Consider the following 19667-nt stretch of genomic DNA (forward strand, 5'->3'; position numbering starts at 1 on the left):
GAAGCGCTCCGGTTTTCATGCCGGACGCTGTTTTCTGTCTGGAGAGAGCAATGTCGTCTGAAGAACTGGATCTGGTGTGGAACAATATTAAAGCCGAAGCGCGAGCGCTTGCCGATTGTGAACCAATGTTGGCCAGTTTTTACCACGCAACTCTCCTCAAGCATGAAAACCTCGGTAGCGCTTTAAGCTATATGCTGGCTAACAAGCTGGCCTCGCCGATTATGCCCGCTATCGCCATCCGTGAAGTTGTGGAGGAAGCCTATGCGGCAGAGCCGCAAATGATCGCTTCCGCCGCCTGTGATATTCAGGCCGTGCGTAGCCGCGACCCGGCGGTAGACAAATATTCAACGCCGTTACTTTATTTGAAAGGTTTCCATGCGCTTCAGGCCTATCGTATTGGCCACTGGTTATGGAAAGAAGGGCGTCAGGCGCTGGCAATTTTCTTGCAAAACCAGGTTTCCGTCTCCTTTCAGGTCGACATTCACCCGGCGGCCAACATTGGCTGTGGGATCATGCTTGACCATGCGACGGGCATCGTAATTGGTGAAACGGCTATTGTGGAAAACGACGTGTCGATTTTGCAGTCCGTCACGCTCGGCGGGACCGGTAAAACGAGCGGCGATCGCCATCCGAAAATCCGTGAAGGCGTAATGATTGGTGCCGGGGCGAAAATCCTCGGCAACATTGAAGTCGGGCGCGGCGCCAAAATTGGGGCGGGTTCCGTCGTACTACAGCCGGTGCCGCCACATACTACCGCGGCGGGTGTACCTGCGCGTATCGTTGGCAAACCGGAAAGCGATAAACCCGCCATTGATATGGATCAACACTTCAACGGCGCTAATAACGGCTTCGAATACGGCGACGGAATTTAACTTCTCAGCACGGCGCCAGGGTAACCAAGCTGACGCCACGCTTCATATACCACTACAGATACCGCGTTAGACAGATTCATGCTGCGGCTGTCCGGCATCATCGGAATACGAATTTTTTGTTCGGCAGGTAATGCGTCAAGGATGGCTGCCGGCAGGCCGCGTGTTTCCGGACCAAACACCAGATAATCCCCATCCTGATAGCTCACCGCGCTGTGCGCAGGCGTACCTTTTGTGGTTAAGGCAAACAGGCGCTGCGGATTCTCTGCTGCAAGAAATGCAGCGTAATTGGCGTGGCGGATCACGGCGGTGAATTCGTGATAGTCCAGGCCCGCGCGGCGCAGGCGCTTATCATCCCAACCAAAGCCCGTTGGCTCGATAATATGCAGGCGAAAGCCGGTATTAGCGCAAAGGCGAATAATATTTCCGGTGTTCGGTGGGATTTCCGGTTCAAACAACACGATATTCAGCATACGACCCCCATAAGACAAGGCGCGCAGAATAGCAAAATTTGGGGCAGGGAGGAAAAACCTCGCTTTCCTTTCTTGTCAGCAGAAATAGCTGTTAGTTACGACGATAGAGCGGTAGCCAGATAACCAGCCGCAGTCCGCCAAGCGGACTATCTTCGGCTTTTACCCAGCCACGATGCTGCTGAACCGCCGTTTCAACGATGGCAAGCCCTAAACCAGTACCGCCTGATTCACGATCTCTTGCTTCGTCTGTACGGTAGAACGGACGGAAAATTTGCTCACGATCGGACGGGCTGACGCCTGGGCCGTCATCGTCCACGGTAACGGTGATCCCTTGATTATCAACTGAGAAATTTACGGCGATCTTGGTGTGTGAATAACGCAGCGCATTGCGGACAATATTTTCCAGCGCGCTTTCCAGCGAGTTCGGGTTACCGTACATCAGCCATGGGCCCGGCGGGTAGGTAACCTCCAGCGATTTACCCATCTGTTCGGCTTCAAAGGCTGCGTTATCCAGCACTTCGGACCAGATCTGGTTCGCCTTCATGGTTTCGCTGGCCAGCGCGTTTTTCTGCTGATTGCGGGACATCACCAGCAGATCGTTAATCATGCCATCCAGACGTTGAGCCTCGGTTTCGATACGCTCAAGCTCTTTGCTCTCGCCGCTTTTACGCCGTAGAAGGGCGGTGCCAAGTTGCAGACGAGTCAGCGGGGTGCGTAATTCGTGCGAGATATCCGACAGCAGACGTTGCTGCGTTGTCATCATGCTTTCCAGCGCGGTCACCATCTGGTTGAAGCTGGTACCGGCAGCAAGAAACTCTTGCGGGCCCGCCTCCAGTTCAGGATGCTGGCGTAAATTCCCCTGCGCTACCTCATCAGCCGCATTTTTCAACTTACGTGCGGGTTTTGCGAGGCTCCACGCCAGCCATAAAAGCAGCGGGGAGCTGACCAGCATAGTGACAATCAGCAGCAGCAGCGGCCGGTCAAATAGCAGGTTGATAAAGTCGGACTGGGAGTTGCTGGCCGGGCGAATGAGATAGAGCTGATAGTTATCTTCCCCATCACGAACGGAAAAGGGACCTACTAATTCAACGCGACCATATTTTTTCTTCTGCGGATGATCGGCGTTGTCAGACTGGCCGATAAAGTTACGGATAATCTGCATTTCGTTGCGCTGGGCGCCGATAACCCGCCCTTCGCTGGTAACGAGCAGGAGGCGTTGCCCGGGCGGAGCCCATTTATCAATGGCTCTAAACAGGCGGCGCCACCACATCAGGTCGTTAGGCGGATCGTTTTCCAGCTCCGCTTCGACATGCTGTTCAATCATAATGCCTTGACGTTGCTCATTTTCCATCAGTTCGGTCATCTGACGCGAATCCAGTTTTGGCAGCATTAGTACCAGCATCAACACTAATGCTAACGTCAACCAGAAGATGGCAAAAATACGCGCGGTAAGGCTACTTATCATGAAGCGGACACCATCAGATATCCACGACCACGCAGCGTTTTAAACCACGGATGCCCGTCTTTGCGATCGGGTAATTTACGGCGCAAATTGGAGATGTGCATGTCGATGGCGCGATCGAATGGCGTCAAACGTTTACCTAAAACTTCCTGGCTTAAATGTTCACGCGAAACGACCTGGCCTAAATGCTGCGCTAACAGATACAGCAGGGTAAATTCTGTGCCGGTTAAATCAAGCGCCTGGCCGTCAAAGCTGGCTTCCTGTCGACCGGGATTGAGGTTTAATCCATCCACTTCCACCGTGGGCGAACCGCTGTCGCTATTTTGCTGCTGCTCGCTCCAGTGCGAACGGCGCAAAATAGCGCGTATACGGGCCACCAGTTCACGATCGTTGAATGGTTTAGGAAGATAGTCATCTGCGCCTAATTCAAGGCCAAGGACGCGGTCCAGCTCGCTTCCGCGCGCGGTAAGCATAATAACAGGAGTCTGGTGTGACTGGCGTAGCTCTTTCAGGGTATCGATGCCGTTTTTCTTTGGCATCATTACGTCGAGCAATAACAGGTCGATGCTGTCGTCTAAAAGCTCTAACGCTTGTTCACCGTCGTGCGCGACAAGTACGTTAAAGCCTTCCATGTCGAGCAGTTCCTTTAGCAGGGAAGTAAGCTCTCGGTCATCATCAACTAGCAGAATTTTATTCATTGTTAAATTACCTCCGAGGCAGAAATTACGTCATCAAGGCGCGCTAATCCATGACTTTACGTTGTTTTACACCCCCTGACGCTAGTTTGCAGCGGGAATCGTAGACTGGCTCTCGTTGAATCGCAGCACATAAGAGTTCGGGAGCAAGTGATGCGCAATGTTACCGCTGCCGTCATGGCCTCAACACTGGCGCTCGTAACGCTAACCAGCCAGGCCGCAGACTTATCGACTAGCGATAACTGGCACTCCGGTGAGGAGCTTGCGAAACGTAACAGTGTTCAAAGCCACATGTTTGACGGCATTAATTTAACTGAACAGCAACGCCAGCAGATGCGCGATCTCATGCAGCGTGCAAGGCATGATAGCCCACCTGTGAACGTTCGCGAAATGGAGGCCATGCATAATCTGGTCACCGCAGAAAATTTTGACGAAACGGCTGTTCGTGCCCAGGCAGAAAAAATGGCCCAGGAACAGGTTGCTCGCCAGGTTGAGATGGCAAAAGTACGCAACCAAATGTACCGTCTGTTAACGCCTGAGCAGCAAGCCGTTTTGCATGACAAACATCAACAGCGCATGAGTCAGTTTCGTGAACTGTTGGATCTGCAGCGCACATCTTCGTTGCAGGCTCTGAGTAGCAGCAGTACCCGCAGTAACCAGTAACAAACCTGTTTTCCTTGCCATAGACACCATCCCTGTCTTCCCCGCCTGACCAGGCGGGTTTTTTTTGCCTGAGGGATCGGCCTCATCCGCTATACTAGCCAGCATTAATTTGTTGGAGCTTCTATGAATCAACAGTATGGGAAATTGGTCAGCCGCGCGGCGATTGCTGCAACGGTGATGGCCTCGTTGTTACTTTTGATTAAAATTTTCGCCTGGTGGTATACCGGTTCGGTCAGTATTCTGGCGGCGCTGGTTGATTCGCTGGTGGATATTGCCGCGTCGCTAACGAATCTTCTTGTTGTGCGCTATTCGCTGCAGCCTGCGGACGAAGAGCACACTTTCGGGCACGGTAAAGCAGAATCACTGGCGGCGCTGGCGCAAAGTATGTTTATTTCAGGTTCGGCGCTGTTCCTGCTCTTAACCGGCATCCAGCACCTGGCCGACCCTACGCCGATGAAACAGCCGCTTGTGGGAGTCGTGGTTACCGTCATCGCGCTAATCAGCACGCTAATTCTTGTGACTTTTCAACGCTGGGTGGTGCGAAAAACGCATAGCCAGGCCGTTCGGGCGGATATGCTTCATTATCAGTCTGATGTTATGATGAACGGCGCGATTCTTATTGCGCTTGCGTTATCCTGGTATGGCTGGCATCGCGCTGATGCGCTATTTGCACTAGGGATCGGCGTCTATATTTTGTATAACGCGATTCGCATGGGCCATGAGGCCGTGCAGTCCCTTTTAGATCGTGCATTACCGGATACTGAGCATCAGGCCATTATCGATATCGTCACCTCATGGCCGGGCGTCAGGGGAGCGCATGATTTACGTACGCGACAGTCAGGGCCGACCCGCTTTATTCAGCTTCATATCGAAATGGAAGACAATTTACCGCTGGTTCAGGCACATGTTATTGCGGAACAAGTGGAACAGGCGATCCTGCATCATTTCCCTGGATCGGATGTGATTATTCACCAGGATCCCTGCTCGGTCGTTCCGTCGGAACGGCAAGGGCATTTTGAGCTTTAATTTTTCGTTTAGTAAAGCAGACATGGGCGGTATTTTATGGGTAAATTACCGCCGCTTGGCCTGACCTGAATCAATTCAGCTGGAAGCGGTTGTTATACTATTTGCAGCAGAGTCGAAGCCTCGGTTTGCCCGCAGGCTGTTTCCGGCAACAGGATTAATTTTGCATTCAAAGTTCAGAGGTAGTCATGATCAAAAAAATTGGTGTGTTGACGAGTGGCGGTGATGCGCCGGGCATGAACGCCGCGATTCGCGGTGTGGTGCGTGCAGCATTGTCAGAAGGTCTGGAAGTTGCAGGTGTTTATGATGGCTATCTCGGTTTGTATGAAGATCGCATGATCAACCTGGACCGTTACAGCGTGTCCGACATGATTAACCGTGGCGGTACCTTCCTGGGTTCAGCTCGTTTCCCGGAATTTCGTGATGAAAAAATCCGTGCGGTGGCCATCGAGAACTTAAAAAAACGCGGCATTGATGCGCTGGTTGTTATCGGCGGTGATGGTTCCTACATGGGAGCTAAGCGTCTGACCGAAATGGGCTTCCCATGTATCGGCTTGCCGGGCACGATTGATAACGACATCAAAGGCACCGACTATACCATCGGCTTTTTCACCGCGCTGGAAACCGTTGTGGAAGCTATCGACCGCCTGCGTGACACTTCTTCCTCCCACCAGCGTATTTCCATTGTGGAAGTCATGGGTCGTTACTGCGGCGATTTGACCTTAGCTGCATCAATTGCCGGTGGCTGTGAGTTTGTGGTATTGCCAGAAGTTGAGTTCAACCGCGAAGACCTGGTTGCGGAAATCAAAGCGGGTATCGCTAAAGGTAAGAAACACGCAATCGTGGCGATTACCGAGCACATCTGCGACATCGACGAGCTGGCCAAATACATCGAAACAGAAACCAAGCGCGAAACTCGCGCAACCGTCCTGGGTCATATCCAGCGCGGCGGTTCTCCGGTTGCTTACGACCGTATTCTGGCTTCCCGCATGGGCGCTTACTCCATCGAATTACTGCTACAGGGCCACGGTGGTCGTTGCGTAGGTATTCAGAACGAGAAGCTTGTTCACCATGATATCGTCGACGCTATCGAAAATATGAAGCGTCCGTTCAAAGGCGACTGGCTGGACTGCGCCAAAAAGCTTTACTGATTTTGACTGCAAAACGAGCCGGGGAAACCCGGCTTTTTTATCTGCCTGTTTATTTCCAATTATTATAACCAATCTTTTTTTATTCTTTAATCAGCGAACAAGTTTCTGGCAGGCTGAGTTCATCAGACTACATATAAGAGAGTATGCGATGAACAAGTGGGGAGTGGGATTAACTTTACTTTTGGCCTCGGGCAGCGTCCTGGCTAAAGACGTTCAATTACTTAACGTGTCTTACGATCCGACGCGTGAACTGTACGAAGAGTACAACAAGGCTTTCAGCGCGCACTGGAAACAGGAAACCGGCGACAACGTGGTGGTGCGTCAGTCTCACGGCGGCTCAGGTAAACAAGCGACTTCGGTGATTAATGGCATTGAAGCAGATGTCGTTACCCTCGCGCTGGCTTACGATGTCGATGCCATTGCTGAGCGCGGCCGTATTGATAAAAACTGGATCAAACGCCTGCCGGATAACTCTGCGCCTTACACCTCCACCATCGTATTCCTGGTGCGCAAAGGCAATCCGAAACAAATTCATGACTGGAACGACCTGATTAAACCGGGCGTTTCCGTTATCACTCCAAATCCAAAAAGCTCTGGCGGCGCACGCTGGAACTACCTGGCTGCGTGGGGCTATGCCCTGCACCACAACAACAATAACCAGGCGAAAGCCCAGGACTTTGTCAAAGCGCTGTTTAAAAACGTAGAGGTACTGGACTCCGGCGCGCGTGGCTCAACCAATACCTTCGTGGAGCGCGGTATTGGCGACGTGCTGATCGCCTGGGAAAACGAAGCGCTACTGGCAACCAACGAGCTGGGTAAAGACAAGTTCGAGATCGTGACCCCAAGCGAGTCTATCCTGGCTGAACCTACCGTTTCCGTTGTTGATAAAGTGGTTGAGAAGAAAGGTACTCAGAAAGTGACCGAAGCATATCTGAAATATCTTTATTCCCCCGAAGGGCAGGAAATCGCCGCGAAGAATTATTACCGCCCACGTAATGCGGACGTAGCGAAGAAATACGAAAACACCTTTCCGAAGCTGAAGCTATATACCATTGACGAAGAGTTCGGTGGCTGGACGAAAGCTCAGAAAGAGCATTTCTCGAACGGCGGCACCTTCGATCAAATCAGCAAGCGTTAATGTAAACGGCCCCTTCCAGGGGCCTTTTACATGCGAGTTATTATCAGCAAAATTTACATTACTACCGCTCCGCCGTAGACTGCTGAAAAAATCTACCGGAGACAGGTATGTCGCACTGGTTTAGCCATCCTTTGTTTCTCCCCACGCTGATTATTCTTATTACCATCACGCTCTGGGCTACGTCCGCGCTTCCTGAATACCTCACGGCGCTGCTGTTTTTTGCCATCGCAACGGTGGCAAAAATCGCCCCGGCCGCAGTTATCTTCAGCGGTTTTGCCTCCTCAGCTTTCTGGCTGGTATTTAGCGGTTTCGTTCTGGGAATTGCTATCCGCAAAACCGGTCTTGCGGATAGAGCTGCGAGGATGATTTCTGCAAATCTGACGGATTCCTGGGTGCGGATGGTCGGGAGCGTCGTGTTACTCAGCTATGCGCTCGCTTTTGTGATGCCTTCAAATATGGGACGCATCGCTCTGCTGATGCCGATTGTGGCAGCGATGGCGAAACGCTCCGGTATTGTGGATGGTTCGCGGGCCTGGTTTGGCCTGGCGCTGGCCGTCGGCTTCGGTACCTTTCAGCTCTCCGCCACGATCCTGCCGGCCAACGTGCCTAATCTGGTGATGAGCGGGGCGGCTGAAGGTTCTTACAGTATTCATCTCAACTATCTGCCTTATCTCTGGCTGCACACGCCAGTGTTGGGGATTTTGAAAGGGCTGATCCTCATCGGCCTGATTTGCTGGCTCTTTCCCGGTAAGCCTCATGCTGCGGAGAAAATTGACCAGCCTGGCCCCATGAGCCGCGATGAAAAACGTCTGGCCTGGCTGCTTGCGGCGGTATTGATGCTTTGGATGAGTGAAAGCCTGCACGGTATTGGTCCGGCCTGGGTGGGGCTTGTTGCCGCCTGTATTACGCTGCTGCCGCGCGTTGGGTTCATCACCAGCGAAGAATTTGCAAGCGGGGTAAACGTCCGTACCTGCTTCTATGTGGCGGGGATTCTGGCTTTGGCTTCTACGGTGACGGAAACCGGATTGGGCAGCGTGGTGGGCGAAAAGCTACTCGCTGTGATGCCGCTTGATGCCGGGCGTCCATTTACCAGCTTTGTCGCGCTGACGGGCATTACCAGCCTGCTAAATTTTATCGTTACGGCAAACGGCGTTCCGGCGTTGTATACCTCTCTTGCAGCGAGTTTTTCGCAGGCAACGGGATTTCCGCTGTTATCGGTGATTATGGTGCAGGTTCTGGGATATTCAACGCCGCTGCTGCCGTATATGGCTTCGCCCATCGTGGTGGCGATGGCATTAGGAAAAGTGCCTGCAAAAGCCGGGCTTAAGCTCTGCCTGGCGCTGGCGCTAGTAACGTTTGCGGTGTTAATGCCGCTGGATTACGGCTGGTTCAGGCTGACAGGTAAGCTATAAAAAAGGCTCCGCAAGCGGAGCCTTGAGATTGCTGATAAAGAAGGAAAAAGCGTGGTTTTCCCTTCTTTGTGGTTATCAGCCGAAAATCAATACGTTGATTTTCCTGTTAATTTTATTAAAGACATATTTCAAAGCGCTGTACGCCATGAGGTTTGTCATCAGTAAAAAGGCTCCGCAAGCGGAGCCTTTTTACATGCCGGCATTAATTACGCTTTTTTCGCTTCAGCCGCAGCTTTAACGATAACCGCGAAAGCGTCTGCTTTCAGAGAGGCACCGCCAACCAGCGCACCGTCGATGTCCAGCTGAGCAAACAGCTCGGCTGCGTTTTTATCGTTTACGGAACCGCCGTATTGAATGATGACCTGTTCAGCCACTTTCGCATCGGCTTTAGCGATGTGATCGCGAATGAATTTGTGCACTGCCTGAGCCTGCGCAGGAGTGGCTGATTTGCCAGTACCGATGGCCCAAACTGGTTCGTAAGCAATAACCACGCCTTCGAAAGCCGCTGCGCCCTGGGTTTTCAGCACCGCATCGATCTGGCGTGCGCAAACTTCTTCCGTTTTGCCGGCTTCGTTTTCTGCTTCGGTTTCGCCGATGCACAGCACTGGCGTCAGGCCGACTTGTTTAAGCACAGCGAATTTCTTCGCAATCAGTTCGTCAGATTCAGCGTGATAAGTGCGACGCTCAGAGTGACCGATGATGATGTATTTAGCGCCGATATCTTTGAGCATTTCAGCGGAAACTTCACCGGTAAACGCGCCGGACAGATTTACGTCAACGTTCTGAGCACCAAGAATAATGTGGCTACCGGAAGCGGCGTGTTTTGCCAGGTCCAGGTACATAGCAGGAGGGGCAATCGCTACGCCGCAACCATCAACGCCAGCCAGTTCTTTGCGCAGGCCAGCAATCAACTCGTTAACCATCTGCTTGCTGCCGTTGAGTTTCCAGTTACCCATCACCAAAGGATGTCGCATTTTAATTCTCCACGCGGTCAATCAAATAAAAGAATTGCTGCCTTCAGGCAGCGTGGTCTGTGAAACAGTATAGAGACTCAGGGGGCTAAAGGCTTTGCTTTTTATCATTTAATCGCCGTTGTTTAGCCCTTCAGAAAGCGTAAGCTTAATCGGTTCAACGGCGAAAGTTAGCCCTTTTTCGCCGTTGTCCGCTACAACATAGCGAAGCGCGCCTTCGGTCTGGGCGAAGTAGCGTTTATTTTTTCCGGCGCTGAGTAAGTTGCTTAGCCTTTCCTGGCTTTGCTGCTGAGAAAATATTGGCGTGAAGCTACGCAGAAGAGCCGCCATATATTCCATCGCCTTTGCGCGCGCGGCTTTCTGCTCCGGCCCCTGAATGGGTAGCCAGGTTATCTGGATAGATTTGATTTTCAGCGTGCCGCGTTCCAGCGCCGTGGAGGCATAAAGATTTTCGTTGATCTTGCTGGCCGCCCGCGTCAGGTTCGCCTTATCCCGACTGGAGTCGATGGCGCGGAATTCATTGATTGGCAGCTTCGGGTTATCGATATTAAATTTTTCGCGAAACTGCGTAATCGTCAGATCAAACGTAGGCGAGCCCGGCAGTAAATAAGGCGCCGCGGGTAAGCCAGGCGGCGTCTCAGAAGGTGGATCTGCCCGGCTCACCGCAACAGGCAGCGCAATCAGCACAAGGGTGCAGAGCAGATATTTCATCAACAACTTCTCCTGTCATTCATGGCACTGATTAAATCGGCAATCCGTTGGCTTGTCAAAACCTGGCACAGCCAGGGTACACTACGCCACAAAACTTATAAGGACCTTATCATGACCATCCAGCTTTGGCTGTTCTCTTTTAAAGGACGTATCGGGCGTCGCGATTTCTGGATTTGGATTGGCGTCTGGATTGCCGGTCTGGCGATTTTATTTACCCTGGCCGGGGCTAAAATTATGCCTTACTCAACCGCCGGATTCTTTTTATCGGGATCGCTGATTCCCACGGCTGCGGTTATCGTTAAACGCCTGCACGATCGTAATAAGAAAGGCTGGTGGGCGCTGCTGTTTATTCCGGCGTGGCTGCTTCTGGCGGGAAACTGGGACGTTTTCGGCAGCGTGGCGCAGTGGGGCCTGGGACGCTTCATCCCGACGCTGATTCTGGTAATGATGATCATGGACCTGGGCGCGTTTGTTGGCACCCAGGGTGAAAACCGGTTCGGCAAAGATACAAGCGAGGTAAAATACCGCTGAGTTTACCAGTAATGCTCGGCAGTCATATGGCCCGGTCGACGACGCAAATGTTTGGTCATTTGTCGGGTATCTTTCAGTAACTGCTGGGTATCGCGCACCATTTGTGGGTTGCCGCACAGCATCACATGGCTGGTTTCAATATCCATTGGCAGCCCAACCGCCGCTTCCAGCTCGCCACTTTCAATCAGTGCTGGCACTCGCCCGGTTAGCGTACCGGCAATAGTTTCACGGCTGACAACGGTCTGAATACGTAATTTGCCGTCGTAGCGCTGCTGTAGCTCCTGCATTAACGGCAGATAACTGAGATCGCTGGCATAGCGCACGGCGTGCAGCAAAACGATATTCTCAAAACGTTCCAGGTCTTTACCTTCCTGCAGAATGGAAAGGTAAGGGCCAAGCGCGGTGCCGGTAGCCAGCATCCACAACGTTTTGCAATCCGGGATTTCTTGCAGAATAAAGAACCCGGCGGGCTCACTTACTATCATTATTTCGTCACCCGGTTGCATAACATGCAGGCGCGGGCTGAGTTTACCTTCCGGCACGTTAACCAGATAAAATTCGAGATTGGAATTGCCCGGCGCGTTGACATAAGAATAGGCGCGCTGCACGCGTTCGCCGTCAATTTCCAGGCCAAGCTTGGTAAACTGCCCGGCGGTAAACGGGGCGACAGGAGCCTGAACCGTGAGGCTGAAGAGAGAATCGGTCCAGTGCTGAACCTGAGTAACTTTACCTTTAACCCAATCCGCCATGTTGCGCTCCTGTTGTTGCTCTTGCCTTATCTTCACCAGAATAGTGAAAGATTTCCAGCCTGTGCGGGCCGGAAAGCTCAATCAGACAAACGGCGGCCTTACAGAATATGGGCCTGCACGTTCGGGTCTTTACGGTCGAGATAATGGATGGATTTAATGCGGCGAATGGTGCGCGATTTGCCGCGAATCAGCAGCGTTTCTGTTGTTGCTATATTGCCTTTACGGGTGATACCGTCGAGCAGATCGCCTTTGGTGATGCCGGTGGCTGAAAAAACTACGTTATCGTTGCGCGCCATGTCGTCCAGCTTCAGAAACTTTCCGGCTTCAATGCCCATCGCTTTGCAGCGTTCCAGTTCTTGCTCGCCGATGCGACGGTTTTCTTCGTTGTCGCCTTTAACATGATGACGAGCCAGCAGGCGCCCTTGCATATCGCCATCCAGCGCACGGATAACCGCTGCGGAAATCACGCCTTCAGGCGCGCCGCCGATGCCGTACATTACGTCCACTTCGCTGTCCGGCATGCAGGTCAGGATCGATGCCGCAACGTCGCCATCAGGAATAGCGAAAACGCGTACGCCAAGTTTTTGCATTTCGGCAATGGTTGCATCGTGGCGTGGCTTAGCAAGGATGGTGACGGTGAGTTCGCTGAGCGGCTTGTTGAGCGCAATGGCAACGTTGTGCAGGTTTTGCGCCAAAGACAGGTTGAGATCGATAACGCCTCGCGCGCCGGGGCCGACAATCAGTTTTTCCATATACATATCGGGCGCATTCAGGAAGCTGCCTTTATCGCCAACCGCCAGCACCGCCAGCGCGTTGGCCTGGCCCATCGCTGTCATGCGGGTGCCTTCTATGGGATCAACTGCTATGTCCACCGCATCGCCTTGTCCGGTCCCGACTTTCTCACCGATATAGAGCATCGGCGCTTCGTCGATTTCCCCTTCGCCAATTACAATCTGGCCGTCGATATTGACCTGATTAAGCATGATGCGCATGGCATGAACGGCCGCTCCGTCGGCGGTATTCTTGTCGCCACGGCCCAGCCATTTATAACCGGCAAGTGCTGCTGCTTCCGTTACGCGGGAAAATTCGATCGCAAGTTCTCGTTTCATTACATACTCATTTAGCAAGCTCAATTGCGACGGAGTGTAGCACAGGCGGGAGATAGCCGGGAAAACCCTGGACCGGGAAGGGGCATAAAAGAGGCCCCGTCCGGGGCCGTAGAAAGGGGTTAATCTTCGTCGTGCTCTTCCCATGCTAGCGCGCGTTTAACAGCTTTTTTCCAGCCTGCGTAACGGAAATTGCGCTCGGTGGTTTCGATACCCGGGCGGAACTCTTTTTCGATAACGGCCTTCTCGCTCACTTCGTCTAAATTCTGCCAGAAGCCAACCGCCAGACCTGCCAGATAAGCGGCACCCAGAGCCGTTACTTCACGTACTTCAGGGCGCTCTACGCGAGTGCCAAGGATGTCGGACTGGAACTGCATCAGGAAGTTGTTGGCAACCGCGCCGCCGTCCACGCGTAATGCGTGCAGGCGAATACCTGAGTCCGCCTGCATTGCTTCGAGCACATCGCGGGTTTGATAAGCGATGGATTCCAGCGTAGCGCGGATGATGTGGTTTGAATTCACACCACGCGTCAGGCCGAAAATTGCGCCGCGCGCATACGGATCCCAGTAAGGTGCGCCAAGCCCGGTAAATGCAGGCACCACGTACACGCCGTTGGTATCTTTCACTTTGGTAGCGAAATATTCGGAGTCGAAGGCGTCGCTTATCAGCTTCATCTCGTCACGCAGCCACTGAATGGATGCGCCGGCCATAAACACCGCGCCTTCCAGGGCGTAGTTCACTTCACCGCGTGGGCCGCAGGCGATAGTTGTCAGTAAACCATGGCTTGAAGTTACGGCTTTCTCACCGGTATTCATCAACATAAAGCAGCCGGTGCCGTAAGTGTTTTTCGCCATGCCTTCTTTCACGCAAAGCTGGCCAAACAGCGCTGCCTGCTGGTCGCCCGCGATACCGGCGATCGGAATACGCGTGCCGCCTTTACCACCGATGTTGGTCTGGCCGTAAATTTCGGAAGACTTGCGGACCTGTGGCAGCATGGCGCGTGGGATATCCAGCGCGTCCAGCATTTTGTCGTCCCAGTCCAGATCGTGAATGTTGAATAACATGGTACGCGAGGCGTTGGTATAATCGGTGACGTGCACGCGACCCTGAGTCATCTTCCAGATAAGCCAGGTGTCTACCGTACCGAACAACAGTTCGCCACGACGAGCGCGCTCGCGTGAACCTTCCACGTGGTCGAGGATCCACTTCACTTTAGTGCCGGCAAAGTATGGGTCAACCACCAGACCAGTGGTGCTACGCACGTACTCTTCCATGCCGTCACGCTTAAGCTGTTCGCAGATTTCTGCCGTGCGGCGGCACTGCCAGACGATAGCGTTGTAGATAGGCTTGCCGGTTTCGCGTTCCCAGACAATCGCGGTTTCACGCTGGTTGGTGATGCCAATTGCGGCAATCTGATCGGAACTGATATCGGCTTTCGCCAGCACTTCTACCAGCGTGGAGCTCTGGGAGGCCCAGATTTCCATCGGATCGTGCTCGACCCAGCCAGGCTTAGGATAGATTTGCTCAAATTCACGCTGTGACACGCTGACGATATTGGCGTCATGATCCAGGACGACGGCACGGGAGCTGGTGGTGCCCTGGTCGAGCGCGACGATGTACTTTTTTTCAGTGGTCATAAAGTTGTCCCGAAGTCAGAGTTGCTTAAGAAGCATTTTGTTGTGTAGATGCGCCCGACGTTTTCGCTTCAATATCTTCGCAAACATCACACGGCAGATGGCGGCCAATCAGTTTACGATACCCAAATGCGCCTAACATGGCACCCGTCAAGGGGCCAAAAATGGGTATCAGGAAGTAAGGGATATCTTTGCCGCCGGTAAAGGCAATATCGCCCCAGCCTGCCAGCCAGGCGAAAATTTTTGGACCAAAATCACGCGCCGGGTTCATGGCGAAGCCGGTCAGCGGACCCATTGAGGCGCCGATCACAGCAATCAGTAAGCCTATCAGCAAAGGTGCCAGCGGCCCGCGCGGGACGCCGTTGCCATCGTCGGTCAGCGCCAGAATCACACCCATCAGGATGGCGGTAATTACCATTTCTACGGCAAATGCCTGTCCCAGATTAATATGCGGGTTTGGATAGGTAGAGAAGATACCGGCTAAGTCCAGGCTTTCCACGCTGCCGCGTACCATGTGATGAGCCTGTTCGTAATCAAGGAACAGATTGTAATATAAGCCGTATACCAGCGCTGCGGCGCAGAATGCACCTGCGACCTGCGACACAATAAACGGCACAACTTTCCGTTTGTCAAAGCAGGCGAACAACCACAGTGCGACCGTGACGGCAGGATTGAGATGTGCACCAGAAACGCCGGCGGTTAAGTAGATGGCCATCGCTACTCCTAAGCCCCAGATAAAGCTAATTTCCCACTGTCCGAAGACGGCGCCTGCGACTTTGAGTGCGGCCACGCATCCCACACCGAAGAAAATCAACAGCGCGGTACCTATGAACTCTGCGATGCACTGGCCTTTTAAAGTAGGTGAAGCTGTCTGATTCATAGTAGGGTCCTGAAGGCAAAATTAATGGCTATTGTGATTTGAGCGTCCTTGCCACCCTTATGCCATGTAGGCATGGTGTTAATTTATCGTTAACGAACATAAACGAGAAATATCGAACTTAAAAACTGTGGCTTTCGTCATAGAAATGCGCGGTTTCGCGCTAAAAAATGAGCATTATCAGCCAGTAAGAGCAGGGGAATGGCTGCGTTTTTATAAGCGGTTTTTTAACAATTAACGCTTAAGACGCCCGTAGTCTCTCGGTATATGCTGAAAAACGTCATGTTACGCAAAGAGCGCGGGAAGCCGCTGGACACGCGATGCGGCGCTACTTACAATCGGGGAAACGCTGCGTGGTGCGCATATGTTCACAAAGGCGTCGCCGGTAACGCCGGGACGAGGATAGCCATCCATCAACGCCTTGCAATTCAGGAGAGATTTGACATGTCATTTGAAGTTTTTGAGAAACTGGAATCGAAAGTACAGCAGGCGATTGACACTATCACGTTGTTGCAGATGGAAATCGAAGAGCTGAAAGAGAAGAACAACAGCCTGGTGCAGGAAATTCAGCAGGCGCAGGGCAATCACGAAGAGCTGATCCGTGAGAACAATTCGCTGAAAGAACAACAGCATGTCTGGCAGGAGCGTTTGCATGCGCTGTTGGGCAAAATGGAAGAAGTGTAAGTTACAGACTGAAATAAAACGGGCGCCCCAGGGCGCCCGTTTTGCATAGCAAGATCGGCTTATTCAATATCAAGCGGATCTTCGGAAAGGATAATGCCGGTGTTGTCCGCGTAAAGATGATCGCCGGAGAAAAACGTTACGCCGCCAAAATTGACGCGTATATCACTTTCACCGATGCCTTCACCCGCAGCGCCAACGGGGATTGCGGCGATAGCCTGAATGCCGATATCCAGCTCTTCCAGATCGTCCACCTGGCGCACCGCGCCGTAGACCACAATCCCTTCCCACTCGTTTTGTGCCGCAAGACGCGCCAGTTCAGCGTCAACAAGGGCGCGGCGTACAGAGCCGCCGCCGTCGACCAACAGGACACGGCCACGGCCTTGCTGTTCGAGCAGATCGTACAGCAACCCGTTGTCCTCGAAACATTTCACCGTAATGATTTGCCCGCCAAAGGACGACCGCCCGCCAAAATTGGAAAACAGCGGTTCAACGACGTTAACATCTTCCTGGTAGATGTCGCAAAGCTCGGAAGTATCATATTTCATAGGATTTAAGTTCTGTTGCTGCAGGAGTTGTCAGTATATCGCTTAATGTTAACTGTTGGCAAAATCATCAATTGTTAATTGATATTTGTCAGCTAAAAATGCGCCTTGCTGAGCACAACTCCCATCGCAAACAACAGGTTAATCAGCAGGGCTGCTTTTACCGTACGCTCAAGCATCGGGCGGATGGCGGCAGGCTCCATTTCACGCGTGACGTAAATGGCCTGTTTGATGAGTAGCGGCGCCGCCAGCACAAACAGCCATCCCCACAGGCTTTTCAGCCAAATCAGATTAAAGGCGGCCAGACACAGCAGCGCACCCATCAGCAGACAAACGTGGTAGCGACGAGCCACAACCGGCCCCAGACGAACCGCTAGCGTGTTTTTACCGTTCTCGCGATCGCTGTCGATATCGCGCAGGTTGTTGATGTTTAAAACCGCCGTTGCCAGTAAACCGCATGCGGTAGCAGGCAGGAAAACCAACGGCGCGAGCATATGAGCCTGTAAATACCAGCTTCCCACCACGCTCAGCCAGCCGAAAAAGACCAGCACGGAAATATCACCCAGTCCCATATAGCCATACGGGCGAGTACCGACCGTATAGGTAATTGCCGCCACAATAGACGCCAGACCGAGCACCAGAAACCCGAAGAAGTCGGCCGCGGTATGACAGGCAACGGCAACCAGAGCCAGGCCGGAAAGGCAGATAAGCACGACGGTGATAATCAACGCGCGCTTCATTTGCGCTTGAGTAATTACGCCTTTTTGCATACCGCGCAACGGCCCAATGCGGTCTTCCTTATCGCTGCCTTTTACCGCATCGCCATAGTCATTCGCGAGGTTGGAAAGGATTTGCAGCAGCCCCGCCGTCAGCAGCGCAAGCCCGGCCACTGCGGGAGCAAATACCCCTTGCCAGTACGCCAGCGCGGAGCCGCAAACGATAGAGGCAAAAGCCAACGGCAGGGTGCGGGGACGCAGGCTTTCCAGCCAGGCTCTCGTTATGCTTACAGAATGCGAATCGTTCATAGTTATGGATGCCAGTGATAAAAAAATGGAGGGCATAAGCCCTCCATTTGCAATGAAGAAAATACGTTGGCCGCGATTATAGGATAAAACGGCTCAGATCTTCATCTGCTACCAGCTCATCCAGATGCTTACTCACATATTCAGCATCAATAATAATGGACTGGCCGCTCAGATCGCTGGCTTCGTAAGAGATATCCTCTACCAGGCGCTCAAGCACGGTATGCAGACGACGCGCGCCGATGTTCTCGGTCGATTCGTTCACCTGCCATGCGGCCTGAGCGATACGACGGATACCGTCTTCGGTGAAGTCGATGTTCACGCCTTCCGTGCCCATCAACGCCTTGTACTGCACGGTAACAGAAGCGTTTGGCTCAGTCAGAATGCGTTCGAAATCTTCCACGGTCAGCGCCTGCAATTCAACGCGAATCGGCAGGCGGCCCTGCAATTCCGGGATCAGATCGGACGGGCTTGCCACCTGGAATGCGCCAGAGGCGATAAACAGGATATGGTCAGTTTTCACCATGCCGTGCTTGGTGGAAACGGTGCAGCCTTCAACCAGCGGCAGCAGGTCGCGCTGAACGCCTTCGCGGGAAACATCGGGGCCGGAGCTGTTGCCGCCGCGCTTACAGATTTTATCGATCTCATCGATAAACACGATGCCGTGCTGCTCAACCGCGTCAATCGCGTCCTGCTTCAGCTCTTCCGGATTCACAAGCTTGGCAGCTTCTTCTTCAATCAGAAGCTTCATCGCGTCTTTGATTTTCAGCTTGCGCGGTTTCTGCTTCTGGCCGCCCAGGTTCTGGAACATTGACTGAAGCTGGTTGGTCATCTCTTCCATGCCTGGAGGCGCCATGATCTCAACGCCCATCGGCGCTGCAGCCAGATCGATTTCGATTTCTTTGTCGTCCAGCTGGCCTTCGCGCAGTTTTTTGCGGAATGCCTGGCGTGCGGCGGAAGGCTCCTGCGCCTGCTCAGACTGACCCCAGTTGTTTTTGGCTGGCGGAATAAGCGCATCAAGAATGCGTTCTTCGGCCATTTCTTCAGCGCGATAACGATTTTTCTCAATGGACTGCAGACGCACCATTTTCATCGCAGAATCGGTCAGATCGCGGATGATAGAATCAACTTCTTTACCGACGTAGCCCACTTCGGTGAACTTGGTGGCTTCGACTTTAATAAACGGCGCATTGGCGAGTTTTGCCAGACGGCGTGCGATTTCAGTTTTACCGACGCCGGTTGGGCCGATCATCAGAATGTTTTTTGGCGTCACTTCATGGCGCAACTCTTCATCCAGTTGCATACGGCGCCAGCGGTTACGCAGCGCAATTGCCACGGAACGCTTGGCGTTGTCCTGGCCGATGATGTGTTTGTTCAGCTCGCTGACAATTTCGCGTGGAGTCATTTCAGACATGGGGGATCCTTACGCCTTAGACGCTAATTCTTCAATAGTATGGAAATGGTTGGTGTAAATGCAGATATCACCGGCGATCCCCAGCGATTTCTCAACGATGTCACGCGCGTCCAGAGCGGTGTTTTCCAGCAGGGCGCGGGCGGCGGCCTGGGCATACGGGCCACCGGAACCGATAGCTATCAGGTCATCTTCTGGCTGAATAACGTCACCGTTACCGGTAATGATAAGCGACGCGTTTTCATCGGCTACGGCCAGCAGCGCTTCGAGCTTGCGCAGCATACGGTCGGTACGCCAGTCTTTAGCCAGCTCGACGGCGGCTTTCACCAGGTGGCCCTGATGCATTTCGAGTTTGCGTTCAAAGAGCTCGAACAGAGTGAAGGCATCGGCTGTGCCACCCGCAAAGCCAGCGATGACTTTGTCGTTATAAAGGCGGCGAACTTTTTTCACGTTGCCTTTCATTACGGTGTTGCCGAGCGTGGCCTGTCCATCACCACCGATTACGACATGGCCGTTGCGGCGCACACTTACTATTGTTGTCAC

The 19667-nt window shown here is 53.0% G+C and carries 21 protein-coding genes; 8 read left to right on the top strand and 13 right to left on the bottom strand.

What is annotated here, in order from left to right; all coding sequences use genetic code 11:
* Positions 1–50: 50 nt before the first annotated feature.
* A complete protein-coding gene (cysE, locus tag E2L00_RS19965; RefSeq protein WP_167614688.1) occupies positions 51–872 on the top strand; it encodes a serine O-acetyltransferase in 822 nt (273 codons plus the stop codon).
* Here the strand turns inward: cysE and trmL are convergent.
* From trmL to cpxR, 3 genes are all read right to left on the bottom strand, one after another.
* Positions 869–1342 (bottom strand): tRNA (uridine(34)/cytosine(34)/5-carboxymethylaminomethyluridine(34)-2'-O)-methyltransferase TrmL, encoded by a 474-nt coding sequence (trmL, locus tag E2L00_RS19970; protein WP_167614689.1) that lies wholly within the window; start codon positions 1340–1342, stop codon positions 869–871. The two genes, cysE and trmL, sit on opposite strands and share 4 nt — an antisense overlap.
* A gap of 91 nt (positions 1343–1433) precedes the next feature.
* The gene (gene cpxA / locus E2L00_RS19975) at positions 1434–2807 is read right to left on the bottom strand and encodes an envelope stress sensor histidine kinase CpxA (RefSeq protein ID WP_167614690.1); all 1374 of its coding nucleotides are present in this window, start codon (positions 2805–2807) and stop codon (positions 1434–1436) included.
* Positions 2804–3502 carry an envelope stress response regulator transcription factor CpxR gene (cpxR, locus tag E2L00_RS19980; RefSeq protein ID WP_167614691.1) on the bottom strand — a complete coding sequence of 233 codons (699 nt, stop codon included), beginning with the start codon at positions 3500–3502 and terminating at the stop codon, positions 2804–2806. Before cpxR ends, cpxA begins: the two co-directional genes overlap by 4 nt.
* Before the next feature lie 147 nt (positions 3503–3649).
* On the opposite strand from cpxR, the gene cpxP reads away from it, so the two are divergent.
* The 5 genes from cpxP (at position 3650) to E2L00_RS20005 (ending at position 8886) form a co-directional block, all read left to right on the top strand.
* Complete coding sequence (gene cpxP / locus E2L00_RS19985) at positions 3650–4162, top strand: cell-envelope stress modulator CpxP (RefSeq protein ID WP_167614692.1); 513 nt, start codon at positions 3650–3652, stop codon at positions 4160–4162.
* Between the two features lie 123 nt (positions 4163–4285).
* A complete protein-coding gene (gene fieF / locus E2L00_RS19990; RefSeq protein ID WP_167614693.1) occupies positions 4286–5188 on the top strand; it encodes a CDF family cation-efflux transporter FieF in 903 nt (300 codons plus the stop codon).
* A 185-nt stretch (positions 5189–5373) separates the two neighbouring features.
* On the top strand, positions 5374–6336 hold the full coding sequence (pfkA, locus tag E2L00_RS19995) for a 6-phosphofructokinase (protein ID WP_167614694.1): 963 nt from the start codon (positions 5374–5376) through the stop codon (positions 6334–6336).
* 148 nt (positions 6337–6484) lie between these two features.
* Complete coding sequence (locus E2L00_RS20000; RefSeq protein WP_167614695.1) at positions 6485–7474, top strand: sulfate ABC transporter substrate-binding protein; 990 nt, start codon at positions 6485–6487, stop codon at positions 7472–7474.
* 107 nt (positions 7475–7581) lie between these two features.
* Positions 7582–8886: an SLC13 family permease gene (locus tag E2L00_RS20005; RefSeq protein ID WP_167614696.1), complete on the top strand. Its 1305-nt coding sequence runs from the start codon at positions 7582–7584 to the stop codon at positions 8884–8886.
* A 206-nt stretch (positions 8887–9092) separates the two neighbouring features.
* Here the strand turns inward: E2L00_RS20005 and tpiA are convergent, their stop codons facing one another.
* Both tpiA and E2L00_RS20015 read right to left on the bottom strand, forming a co-directional pair.
* The gene (gene tpiA, locus E2L00_RS20010; protein ID WP_167614697.1) at positions 9093–9860 is read right to left on the bottom strand and encodes a triose-phosphate isomerase; all 768 of its coding nucleotides are present in this window, start codon (positions 9858–9860) and stop codon (positions 9093–9095) included.
* Between the two features lie 108 nt (positions 9861–9968).
* Positions 9969–10568, bottom strand: a complete 600-nt coding sequence (locus tag E2L00_RS20015; RefSeq protein ID WP_167614698.1) for a YiiQ family protein — start codon at positions 10566–10568, stop codon at positions 9969–9971.
* Between the two features lie 111 nt (positions 10569–10679).
* Here E2L00_RS20015 and E2L00_RS20020 point away from each other — a divergent pair, with 111 nt between their 5' ends.
* A complete protein-coding gene (locus E2L00_RS20020; RefSeq protein WP_167614699.1) occupies positions 10680–11099 on the top strand; it encodes a DUF805 domain-containing protein in 420 nt (139 codons plus the stop codon).
* A gap of 2 nt (positions 11100–11101) precedes the next feature.
* Here E2L00_RS20020 and fpr read toward each other — a convergent pair whose 3' ends face one another.
* The 4 genes from fpr to E2L00_RS20040 form a co-directional block, all read right to left on the bottom strand.
* Positions 11102–11848, bottom strand: a complete 747-nt coding sequence (gene fpr / locus E2L00_RS20025) for a ferredoxin--NADP(+) reductase (protein WP_167614700.1) — start codon at positions 11846–11848, stop codon at positions 11102–11104.
* Between the two features lie 98 nt (positions 11849–11946).
* Positions 11947–12957 (bottom strand): class II fructose-bisphosphatase, encoded by a 1011-nt coding sequence (gene glpX, locus E2L00_RS20030; protein ID WP_167614701.1) that lies wholly within the window; start codon positions 12955–12957, stop codon positions 11947–11949.
* A gap of 119 nt (positions 12958–13076) precedes the next feature.
* Positions 13077–14591: a glycerol kinase GlpK gene (gene glpK / locus E2L00_RS20035; RefSeq protein ID WP_167614702.1), complete on the bottom strand. Its 1515-nt coding sequence runs from the start codon at positions 14589–14591 to the stop codon at positions 13077–13079.
* Positions 14592–14616: 25 nt separating this feature from the next.
* Positions 14617–15468: an MIP/aquaporin family protein gene (locus E2L00_RS20040; protein WP_167614703.1), complete on the bottom strand. Its 852-nt coding sequence runs from the start codon at positions 15466–15468 to the stop codon at positions 14617–14619.
* Between the two features lie 441 nt (positions 15469–15909).
* Here E2L00_RS20040 and zapB point away from each other — a divergent pair, with 441 nt between their 5' ends.
* A complete protein-coding gene (gene zapB, locus E2L00_RS20045; protein WP_167614704.1) occupies positions 15910–16149 on the top strand; it encodes a septal ring assembly protein ZapB in 240 nt (79 codons plus the stop codon).
* A gap of 59 nt (positions 16150–16208) precedes the next feature.
* Here zapB and rraA read toward each other — a convergent pair whose 3' ends face one another.
* From rraA to hslV, 4 genes are all read right to left on the bottom strand, one after another.
* Positions 16209–16694: a ribonuclease E activity regulator RraA gene (rraA, locus tag E2L00_RS20050; protein WP_167614705.1), complete on the bottom strand. Its 486-nt coding sequence runs from the start codon at positions 16692–16694 to the stop codon at positions 16209–16211.
* 92 nt (positions 16695–16786) lie between these two features.
* Positions 16787–17716 (bottom strand): 1,4-dihydroxy-2-naphthoate polyprenyltransferase, encoded by a 930-nt coding sequence (menA, locus tag E2L00_RS20055; RefSeq protein ID WP_167614706.1) that lies wholly within the window; start codon positions 17714–17716, stop codon positions 16787–16789.
* Between the two features lie 76 nt (positions 17717–17792).
* Positions 17793–19127 carry an HslU--HslV peptidase ATPase subunit gene (hslU, locus tag E2L00_RS20060; RefSeq protein ID WP_167614707.1) on the bottom strand — a complete coding sequence of 445 codons (1335 nt, stop codon included), beginning with the start codon at positions 19125–19127 and terminating at the stop codon, positions 17793–17795.
* Positions 19128–19136: 9 nt separating this feature from the next.
* Positions 19137–19667 carry an ATP-dependent protease subunit HslV gene (gene hslV, locus E2L00_RS20065; RefSeq protein WP_167614708.1) on the bottom strand — a complete coding sequence of 177 codons (531 nt, stop codon included), beginning with the start codon at positions 19665–19667 and terminating at the stop codon, positions 19137–19139.

It is taken from the genome of Cedecea colo (assembly GCF_011808225.1).
In the GTDB taxonomy this organism is placed as follows: Bacteria; Pseudomonadota; Gammaproteobacteria; order Enterobacterales; family Enterobacteriaceae; genus Dryocola; species Dryocola colo.

Excerpts from the sequence above, each read along its gene's own strand:
- cysE (WP_167614688.1), top strand. The coding sequence starts at position 51 with ATGTCGTCTGAAGAACTGGATCTGGTGTGGAACAATATTAAAGCCGAA.
- trmL (WP_167614689.1), bottom strand. The coding sequence starts at position 1,342 with ATGCTGAATATCGTGTTGTTTGAACCGGAAATCCCACCGAACACCGGA.
- cpxA (WP_167614690.1), bottom strand. The coding sequence starts at position 2,807 with ATGATAAGTAGCCTTACCGCGCGTATTTTTGCCATCTTCTGGTTGACG.
- cpxR (WP_167614691.1), bottom strand. The coding sequence starts at position 3,502 with ATGAATAAAATTCTGCTAGTTGATGATGACCGAGAGCTTACTTCCCTG.
- fieF (WP_167614693.1), top strand. The coding sequence starts at position 4,286 with ATGAATCAACAGTATGGGAAATTGGTCAGCCGCGCGGCGATTGCTGCA.
- pfkA (WP_167614694.1), top strand. The coding sequence starts at position 5,374 with ATGATCAAAAAAATTGGTGTGTTGACGAGTGGCGGTGATGCGCCGGGC.
- E2L00_RS20000 (WP_167614695.1), top strand. The coding sequence starts at position 6,485 with ATGAACAAGTGGGGAGTGGGATTAACTTTACTTTTGGCCTCGGGCAGC.
- E2L00_RS20005 (WP_167614696.1), top strand. The coding sequence starts at position 7,582 with ATGTCGCACTGGTTTAGCCATCCTTTGTTTCTCCCCACGCTGATTATT.
- tpiA (WP_167614697.1), bottom strand. The coding sequence starts at position 9,860 with ATGCGACATCCTTTGGTGATGGGTAACTGGAAACTCAACGGCAGCAAG.
- E2L00_RS20015 (WP_167614698.1), bottom strand. The coding sequence starts at position 10,568 with ATGAAATATCTGCTCTGCACCCTTGTGCTGATTGCGCTGCCTGTTGCG.
- E2L00_RS20020 (WP_167614699.1), top strand. The coding sequence starts at position 10,680 with ATGACCATCCAGCTTTGGCTGTTCTCTTTTAAAGGACGTATCGGGCGT.
- fpr (WP_167614700.1), bottom strand. The coding sequence starts at position 11,848 with ATGGCGGATTGGGTTAAAGGTAAAGTTACTCAGGTTCAGCACTGGACC.
- glpX (WP_167614701.1), bottom strand. The coding sequence starts at position 12,957 with ATGAAACGAGAACTTGCGATCGAATTTTCCCGCGTAACGGAAGCAGCA.
- glpK (WP_167614702.1), bottom strand. The coding sequence starts at position 14,591 with ATGACCACTGAAAAAAAGTACATCGTCGCGCTCGACCAGGGCACCACC.
- E2L00_RS20040 (WP_167614703.1), bottom strand. The coding sequence starts at position 15,468 with ATGAATCAGACAGCTTCACCTACTTTAAAAGGCCAGTGCATCGCAGAG.
- zapB (WP_167614704.1), top strand. The coding sequence starts at position 15,910 with ATGTCATTTGAAGTTTTTGAGAAACTGGAATCGAAAGTACAGCAGGCG.
- rraA (WP_167614705.1), bottom strand. The coding sequence starts at position 16,694 with ATGAAATATGATACTTCCGAGCTTTGCGACATCTACCAGGAAGATGTT.
- menA (WP_167614706.1), bottom strand. The coding sequence starts at position 17,716 with ATGAACGATTCGCATTCTGTAAGCATAACGAGAGCCTGGCTGGAAAGC.
- hslU (WP_167614707.1), bottom strand. The coding sequence starts at position 19,127 with ATGTCTGAAATGACTCCACGCGAAATTGTCAGCGAGCTGAACAAACAC.